Source organism: Acinetobacter sp. Colony158 (assembly GCF_019264745.1).
GTDB lineage: Bacteria > Pseudomonadota > Gammaproteobacteria > Pseudomonadales > Moraxellaceae > Acinetobacter > Acinetobacter ursingii.
Genome location: NZ_CP078523.1, coordinates 1,062,453 through 1,069,798, shown reverse-complemented (window position 1 = coordinate 1,069,798; position 7,346 = coordinate 1,062,453). Strand labels below are relative to the sequence as shown.

Sequence of the window (7,346 nt, the reverse complement as noted above, 5' to 3'; positions counted from 1 at the left end):
AGTGAGTGTCGGTAAAAATCTGATCGTGGTTGCTCCCATCCATCAGCTTTGGATTGAAGCGAATTTAAAAGAAACACAACTTGCTAAACTCGCAGCTGGAGATCGGGTGGAATTTAGTCTGGACGCGATTCCTCATCAAAAGTTCTGTGGAAAAATTGATAGTATTTCACGTAGTAGTGGTGCAGAACTGGCATTGTTACCGCCTGATAATGCCACAGGAAATTTTACAAAAATTGTGCGACGTTTCCCTGTCAAAATCAGCTTTGATCCGCAGCAAAAAGGTCTCGATAAAATTGCGATTGGTATGTCAGCGATTGTTAATCTGGAAGCCAATACAGCAAATCAAAGTTGTAACAACGCATAAGATTTTAAATGAGACGATAGTCTTTTTTCATATTGCCTAGCGAGCGCATGCCACCGACCAGTGTTTCGATTAACTTTTCAACCACGAGACGCTGGCCTTTGCGTGAAGCATACACCAGTTGTACCATCCCTTCATTGGACTCCCACTCGGGCAAAATATGAATTAATTTTCCCTGTTTAATGTCTTCTTCAACGGTCAAATAGGGTAAATCTGCGATTCCTAAACCATCACAGGCAGCGTAGTACACTCCCGCCAGATCATTGCAACGCATACGTGGATTAAAATGAATATCAACGTGTTGGTTATTTTCATGATGCCTTAAAACCCAGACATAATCCTGTTTCTGATTGCCTAAACCAATACATGAAAAGTCTGTGAGTTGTTGATAGTTTTCGATGAGTTTGCCCTGTAAGACTTCAGGGGCTGCCACCAGACAATGCGTGGTCTTAATCACATCTCGAACAATCAGACTCGAATCTTCAGTCATCTCAAAATTGGTACGAATCGCAATATCAATATCATCATACAAAACATCAACTCGGCGGCTGGTCAGCTCTAATTCGATTTCAACTTTGGGATAAGCTTTTAGAAAATGATTGATCAGTTCTCGAATCTGAAAACGCATCATCAATAATGGACAGCTAATTTTGACCAGACCTTGGGGTTCAGTACGTTGTTGTAATAATACATTTTTGGCACATTCTACTTGTGCAATCACTTTGGCGCATTCTTCATAGAACTCTTGTCCTAACGCAGTGACTTTAAAATGTCGCGTCGTTCGCTGGATTAAATTCACATTGAATTTATCCTCAAGCTCTAAAATGCGGCGGCTGAGCTTGGATTTGGTTATATTTTCAGCTTCACTGGCAGCACTAAATCCACCATGTTTGACCACCAAATAAAAATAATAATAATCATCAAATGAATGCATGTTTCGGCCTCAATCAAACAGGTCGTCTTTGTTTTATTACATACTAAAATAAAATAAGAGTGATTGGCTCAGTCTCATTTTTATTCCGATCGTTGGGTTGCAACTCATTTATGATCAGAATGTGCTAAGGCAAAACTGGTCATCAGATTACGATAATCAGGAATATGGTTTGAAAATAACTGACCTAGACCGTCAATGTCATTGCGCCAATCGCGGTGTAATTCACCTGCTGCACCGAACCACGTCATTAATTGTGCGCCAGCCTGAGACATACGATCCCACGCTGCATCGCGAGTAAGATGATTAAATGTACCAGATGCATCGGTAATCACGAAGACTTCAAAGCCTTCTGCCAGTGCAGACAGGGTTGGAAATGCAACACATACTTCGGTGACTACGCCAGCAATAATCAATTGCTTTTTACCCGTGGCTTTCACGGCTTTGACAAAATCTTCATTGTCCCATGCATTGATTTGTCCTGGACGGGCAATATATGGCGCATCTGGGAACAATTCTTTTAATTCAGGAACGAGCGGGCCATTAGGTCCATCTTCAAAACTGGTCGTTAAAATGGTAGGTAGATTAAAATATTGAGCAATGTCAGCCACAGCCAACACATTATTTTTAAATTTATCTGGATCAATATCACGAACCAATGAAAGTAGACCAGTTTGGTGATCAACCAATAATACCGCAGCATCATTTTTATCTAAACGCACATAAGGTTTGCTCATGATTTATCTCCTCTCTTGAGCGGGGTTGCCAGCCTTTAAAAAAATGGGCTAGCCAAGTTTTCCATGTTAGATGAGCGAAGATGGGCATTTAAGAAAATTTATTGAGATAAACAATCATAAAAATAGGATATTTTTCTGTAATTTCGGTAAATATTTTCAAATATCTAGTTTTTAAGCCTTAAATTGTCTTAAATATGAGACACTGAGTTTTATGCAGACGGTATCACTTCCATCAGGATCGGCGTAAAATTTGTACAAATGCTAGCCCTGATAGAGGAGTGATGGCAATGAAGAATATTCAAGGTATTTATCAAAACAAACACATGCACTGGGTCGGTGATGGCTTTCCAGTCAACAATCTATTTTCTTATGATCGTTTTGGACAAGCCATTAGTCCATTTTTGTTATTGGACTATGCTGCACCATATGAGTTTAAACCGACGCATTCACAACGAGGTGTCGGCTCACATCCGCACCGTGGTTTTGAAACAGTGACGATTGCCTACAAAGGTGAAGTGACGCATAAAGATTCAGCAGGTGGTGGTGGAACCATCAAAACAGGCGATGTGCAATGGATGACGGCAGGTGGTGGTATTCTGCACGAAGAATTTCATTCACCTGAGTTTGCAGAGCACGGTGGTTTGTTTGAAATGGCACAGCTTTGGGTGAATTTACCTGCGCATTCAAAAATGACGCCTGCCAAATATCAGGCGATTGAATCGGATCAAATTCCATTAATTCCATTGGATGATGCAGGAAGTTATATCCGCGTCGTGGCTGGTGAGTACCAAACTGCACAAGGGGCTGCCACCACCTTTAGTCCTGTGAATGTCTGGGATGGTTTTATCACTGCGGGTAAAACCCATACGTTCAGCGTTCCTGTAGGACATAACTCACTGTTGGTGGTGATGAGTGGTGATGTCTCGATCAATGCAACACATGAAGTGGGTGAGCGTTCAGTGGTCATTTTTGATCAGGCTGATGTCGATTTTGAACTGACAGCCAACAGCGATGCCAAATTTCTGGTGTTGACTGGCGAGCCTTTGAATGAGCCAATTGAAGGTTATGGGCCATTTGTCATGAACAGTAAAAAAGAAATTATTGAAGCCATTCATGACTTCAATAATGGAAAATTTGGTCGGATTAGTACAGAGGCTCAACTCAACCACTAAACCGTGATTATTTTCAAATAAGAAAGCCCTTTATCAACCTTGATAAAGGGCTTTTTCGCTGTAATGTGATGATTATCATTTTAAGGTTTTTATAAAAACTTTTTGTGATTTATTTTGCATTTTTATGGGTTCATCCTATCGCAATTGAAGATCACTGTAAAATCTTTATTGATCGAATGGTTAATTTATCTTGTTTTTTTTAATCAGTTTTTTGAAAAATTTAAAATTAAAACTACAATAATTTCAATTATTTGTTTGATAATTATAGTGTGATGTAAATCACATTTTTATTTGATTGTTTTTTAGTCAAAATGCTAAGAATTTTAAGAAAAACTGGTAGATTTTAATACGGTGTTTTTCATGACGATCAGTCATAATCAAAAAAATTCTCAACTGATGGATCATAATTTTGGATATCGCAATTATCGGTAGCGGAATGGCTGGTCTTGCTACCGCAAGAATTTTAAAAGATGCAGGACATACGGTGACGATATTTGAAGCCCTCTCAGGTCGAGGAATGGATAGCTATAGTATTGAGTTCGAGGGCGGGGTGATCGATGCTCCTTTGCGTGTGATGAATCCCTATTTATGGAAGAATACTTTAAGTCTGGCGACGCATTTGGGTATGAAAATGTTTCCAGTACGTACCTATATGGCGTGTAGCTGGTTATTTGAAGACCGTACAGAAACCTGGTTAACCACGAACCGCAGCCGCATTGGAAACTTCCCGATTATCAATAACAAAAAAGGCATTCAACAATATGGTTGGCGTCTGGTGAAAGGAATGTTACAGCTAAAAACTGCGATTAATCAGTTTTTTAAATCCAAACAACAGGATATTACCTTAGCCGAATTTATTAATCAGAATCATATTGAAGAAGTGTTTTGGCATGGTGCGGTGATGCCCGTGCTATATACCATTTGTACCTGTAATCCTAAAACCATTGGTGAATGGCCTGCAAAACCTTTATTGACTTTTTTGCGTCAATTGACCGATGGTGATGCTTTATTGCGTATGCAAGGTGGAACGCCTGCATTTGTTGATCGTTTGATTGATGGGGTGGATATTCGTAGTGGTTCGGCGATTACTCAGGTCGAGCAACAGGGCGAAAAAGTAAAAGTGGTCAATACTCAAGGTGAACAAGGGTTATATGATCGCGTGATTGTGGCGACGCCAACCTCCAAAGTTGAAGAATTTTTAAATGCTGAACAATTTGCAGATGATATTGCGATCTTAAAACAATTTCGTTTTGAAGATGGCGATCTGGTGATCCATACCGATACATCGGTGATGCCGCCACGTCGCAAAGACTGGTCAGTCCTAAGCTATATGATGGATCGTAAATTTACCCGTCAACAATTTACTGTCTGGATGAATGCGGTTGAACCAACATTGGTGGGTAAAAATCCAGTGTTCCAGACTTGGCGACCTGTTACTGAAATTGATCCAAAGAAAATCATTTCTACTGTGAAATTGACCCGTGCAGTCGTGGACTCCAAAACAGTCGCGTTAAACAAGGAATTGCAACAACGCCACAAAATGCCAAATCGTAAGGTCTTTTTCTGTGGTTCGTGGTCTTGCGATGGCTTACCTATTTTAGAATCTGCGGTGACTTCGGCCATGCATATTGCTGAAATTTTTAACGCACCATTGCCGTTTGTAGGCTTAACACCTAAAGTGGAGGTTGCTCCCCAACTCGGCTACTAAATCGATGAAATTGCTTCATGCGTTAACGGCTAAACTTCCTCATAAATATGCAATTGATGCCGCACGATTGGGGGATGAAAGGACACTCGCATGGAGTAATCTTGGATATTGGGACAATACAACAGATTATAAAACCGCATGTTGCCAGTTAGCAGATCAACTGGCAAACGCAGTTCAGTTAACGGCACAAGACCGTTTACTGGATTTGGGCTGTGGTCAAGGTGCGAGTTTGCAACATTGGATCGAACATTATCAGGTGCAACAGCTTAGCGCGCTCGAGTTACAGCCAGCACTTATTCGGCGGATTCATCAACATTTATCGCAGTTAGCGCACATTCAGCAGGGTTCATTTTTAGATTTAAATCAGCTTTATTCGCCAGAAGCTTTTGATGTCATCTTGTGTATAGATGCCGCCTATCATAGTGACTTCCAACGCTTTTTAAATGCAGTCAAACCCGTGCTAAAAACACAGGGACGTTTGGGTTTTCATTATTTGGTTTTGTCGGAGAAATGGCGGCAACTTTCCCGATTTCAGCAACAAAAATATTCTTATTTGCTTAAAGCTGCGGATGTAAATCTGAGCCACATCGCCACGCTTGGCATGACTCGGCTTCAACTTGAACAACACGGGTTTTATCAAGTTAAAAGTGTCGATATCACTGAGTCGGTATTGGGTGGTTTTGCACGGTTTATGGCTTCAAATTCCAATACAAAAAAGGATTTGGCGCAATTTAAAATACAGGCAACCGCAAAATTGTGTGATTACTTGAACAGAGAAGGTATGATTCGTTATATGCAAATCAGTGCAATAAAAAAATAAAAAGAAAATTTTATGATCAATAGAAGGGGAAATGGTGCCGGCACACGGATTCGAACTGTGGACCTACTGATTACAAGTCAGTTGCTCTACCAACTGAGCTATGCCGGCAACGTGGCGTGAATTTTACCGAAGCCCACGAAAAAAACAAGTCTCAAATGCGTATTTGTTTGAAGATTGAACATCTCACTTGTAAAAATAATCTTGAAGATAGGTTTGGAGAAAAATGTATATTTATGCAACCATGATTTGCTCCAGATTGGATTTGAGCTTGTTGATGCGTTAAAGTTTCGCTATCTAATATGATTCCTCTTCCGAAATCTGGCTGGAGTAAGCCCTCATGGCATTACACGATTTATTAAGCAAATTTGATCTTCCTGTCTCTGAAAATCCTGAAACCAAAGATTATGTATTTAATCACACCATGATTCGGGTGAAAAATCTGCAAGAGTCGATTCAATGGTATGCCAAAGTTTTGGGTTTCGTGCCTGTGTATGAGCAGGTATTTGATGAAGCTGCATTTACCATTGTTTATCTGGTACGTCGTCATTTAAATGAAATTCCTGTAGACGATATTGAACGTAAACAGTGGGTATTAAGTCAATCAGGGGTACTGGAATTGACCTTAAATCATGGTACTGAAAATGATCCAGAGTTCCATTATCACAATGGCAACAGTGAACCAGGTGGTTTTGGGCACTTATGTGTTTCTGTCCCTGACGTGGTTAAGGAATGTGAGCGTTTTGAGCAATTGGGTGTGAATTTTCAAAAACGTCTCAGTGAAGGTCGTATGAATTATGTCGCCTTTATCAAAGATCCAGATGATTACTGGATTGAGATTTTACAGCCGACACCTCTGAGCCATACTTAATCATCTGGCGATGGCTAGAGAATCAGTTGTTCAAATCCTGTCGTATATAAAGATTTTATTGATAAAAACCGATTCATTGAACATATCTTAGAGGTGGAAAAGCGTCCTTTCCTCTCAAGCTTACAGCTAACAATGGGAGATCAATGATTTGATCTCCCATTTTTCTTTAGAACTTGCCAAGCTTATAAGTTTGATTAGATTGTTGAGGTTAGATCGACTACAAGATAAAAAATACTGTAAGCTTTCTTGTCTTGAGATCAATCGTCTAAATATTTATTTTATAATCTAAAAATCAATAAATTAAAGCATGATTTATTATCATCTGACTGAAATTAGGTATTGATTTGGTTTTAAGCTAATATAATCAATTAGATCGAAAATAATACAGTTGATTTATAGAACCAGACGTAGTCTTGGGGAGTCTTACTTAAACATGCCAAAGTTAGGTTTCAGGTCTATTCGTCAGCGTTTATTTATGTTTATGACGATGATTATTTTATCGTTATTGTGTATTTGTTTTCCTCTAATGATCAATAGTTATCAAGCATTACAAGTATCTAAACAGGATCTAATCGGGGTTCAATTTTTAAGATTGTTGACCCATACCGCCAATGAAATTTCAAGAGAACGCGCATACGCCAATAAACTGATGTCGAGTCCTTATGCCAGTCAAACCTCGCATCGGCAGGCATTGGCTCGATATCGCAAAGGTGTAGATCAGGATATTCACGAAAATCTGATTTTGCTTA

Annotated in this window: 7 protein-coding genes, 1 tRNA gene and 1 pseudogene; 6 read left to right on the top strand and 3 right to left on the bottom strand. The window is 39.6% G+C overall.

Features of this window, described 5'->3' with window-relative positions:
• Positions 1–364, top strand: a 364-nt coding sequence (locus JR005_RS04165) for an HlyD family secretion protein (protein WP_218665610.1), incomplete at its 5' end; no start/stop codon positions are given.
• Between the two features lie 4 nt (positions 365–368).
• On the opposite strand, the gene JR005_RS04160 is transcribed toward JR005_RS04165, so the two are convergent.
• Both JR005_RS04160 and ycaC read right to left on the bottom strand, forming a co-directional pair.
• Positions 369–1,295, bottom strand: coding sequence for a LysR substrate-binding domain-containing protein (locus JR005_RS04160; protein WP_218665609.1), 927 nt, complete (start codon positions 1,293–1,295; stop codon positions 369–371).
• 104 nt (positions 1,296–1,399) lie between these two features.
• Positions 1,400–2,029, bottom strand: coding sequence for an isochorismate family cysteine hydrolase YcaC (gene ycaC, locus JR005_RS04155; protein ID WP_218665608.1), 630 nt, complete (start codon positions 2,027–2,029; stop codon positions 1,400–1,402).
• Between the two features lie 287 nt (positions 2,030–2,316).
• Here ycaC and JR005_RS04150 point away from each other — a divergent pair, with 287 nt between their 5' ends.
• From JR005_RS04150 to JR005_RS04140, 3 genes are all read left to right on the top strand, one after another.
• Entirely contained in the window at positions 2,317–3,201 is an 885-nt protein-coding gene (locus JR005_RS04150) for a pirin family protein (protein ID WP_044436790.1), read from the top strand.
• 409 nt (positions 3,202–3,610) lie between these two features.
• The gene (locus JR005_RS04145) at positions 3,611–4,909 is read left to right on the top strand and encodes an FAD-dependent oxidoreductase (protein WP_151833564.1); all 1,299 of its coding nucleotides are present in this window, start codon (positions 3,611–3,613) and stop codon (positions 4,907–4,909) included.
• A gap of 4 nt (positions 4,910–4,913) precedes the next feature.
• A complete protein-coding gene (locus tag JR005_RS04140) occupies positions 4,914–5,729 on the top strand; it encodes an SAM-dependent methyltransferase (protein WP_218665607.1) in 816 nt (271 codons plus the stop codon).
• 32 nt (positions 5,730–5,761) lie between these two features.
• Here the strand turns inward: JR005_RS04140 and JR005_RS04135 are convergent.
• Positions 5,762–5,837, bottom strand: a tRNA-Thr gene (locus JR005_RS04135).
• A 229-nt stretch (positions 5,838–6,066) separates the two neighbouring features.
• Between JR005_RS04135 and gloA the strand changes: the two genes are divergently transcribed.
• Both gloA and JR005_RS14475 read left to right on the top strand, forming a co-directional pair.
• Positions 6,067–6,597 carry a lactoylglutathione lyase gene (gloA, locus tag JR005_RS04130; protein ID WP_218665606.1) on the top strand — a complete coding sequence of 177 codons (531 nt, stop codon included), beginning with the start codon at positions 6,067–6,069 and terminating at the stop codon, positions 6,595–6,597.
• A 433-nt stretch (positions 6,598–7,030) separates the two neighbouring features.
• Positions 7,031–7,346 (top strand): annotated as a pseudogene (locus JR005_RS14475) (GGDEF domain-containing protein); the annotation flags it as partial.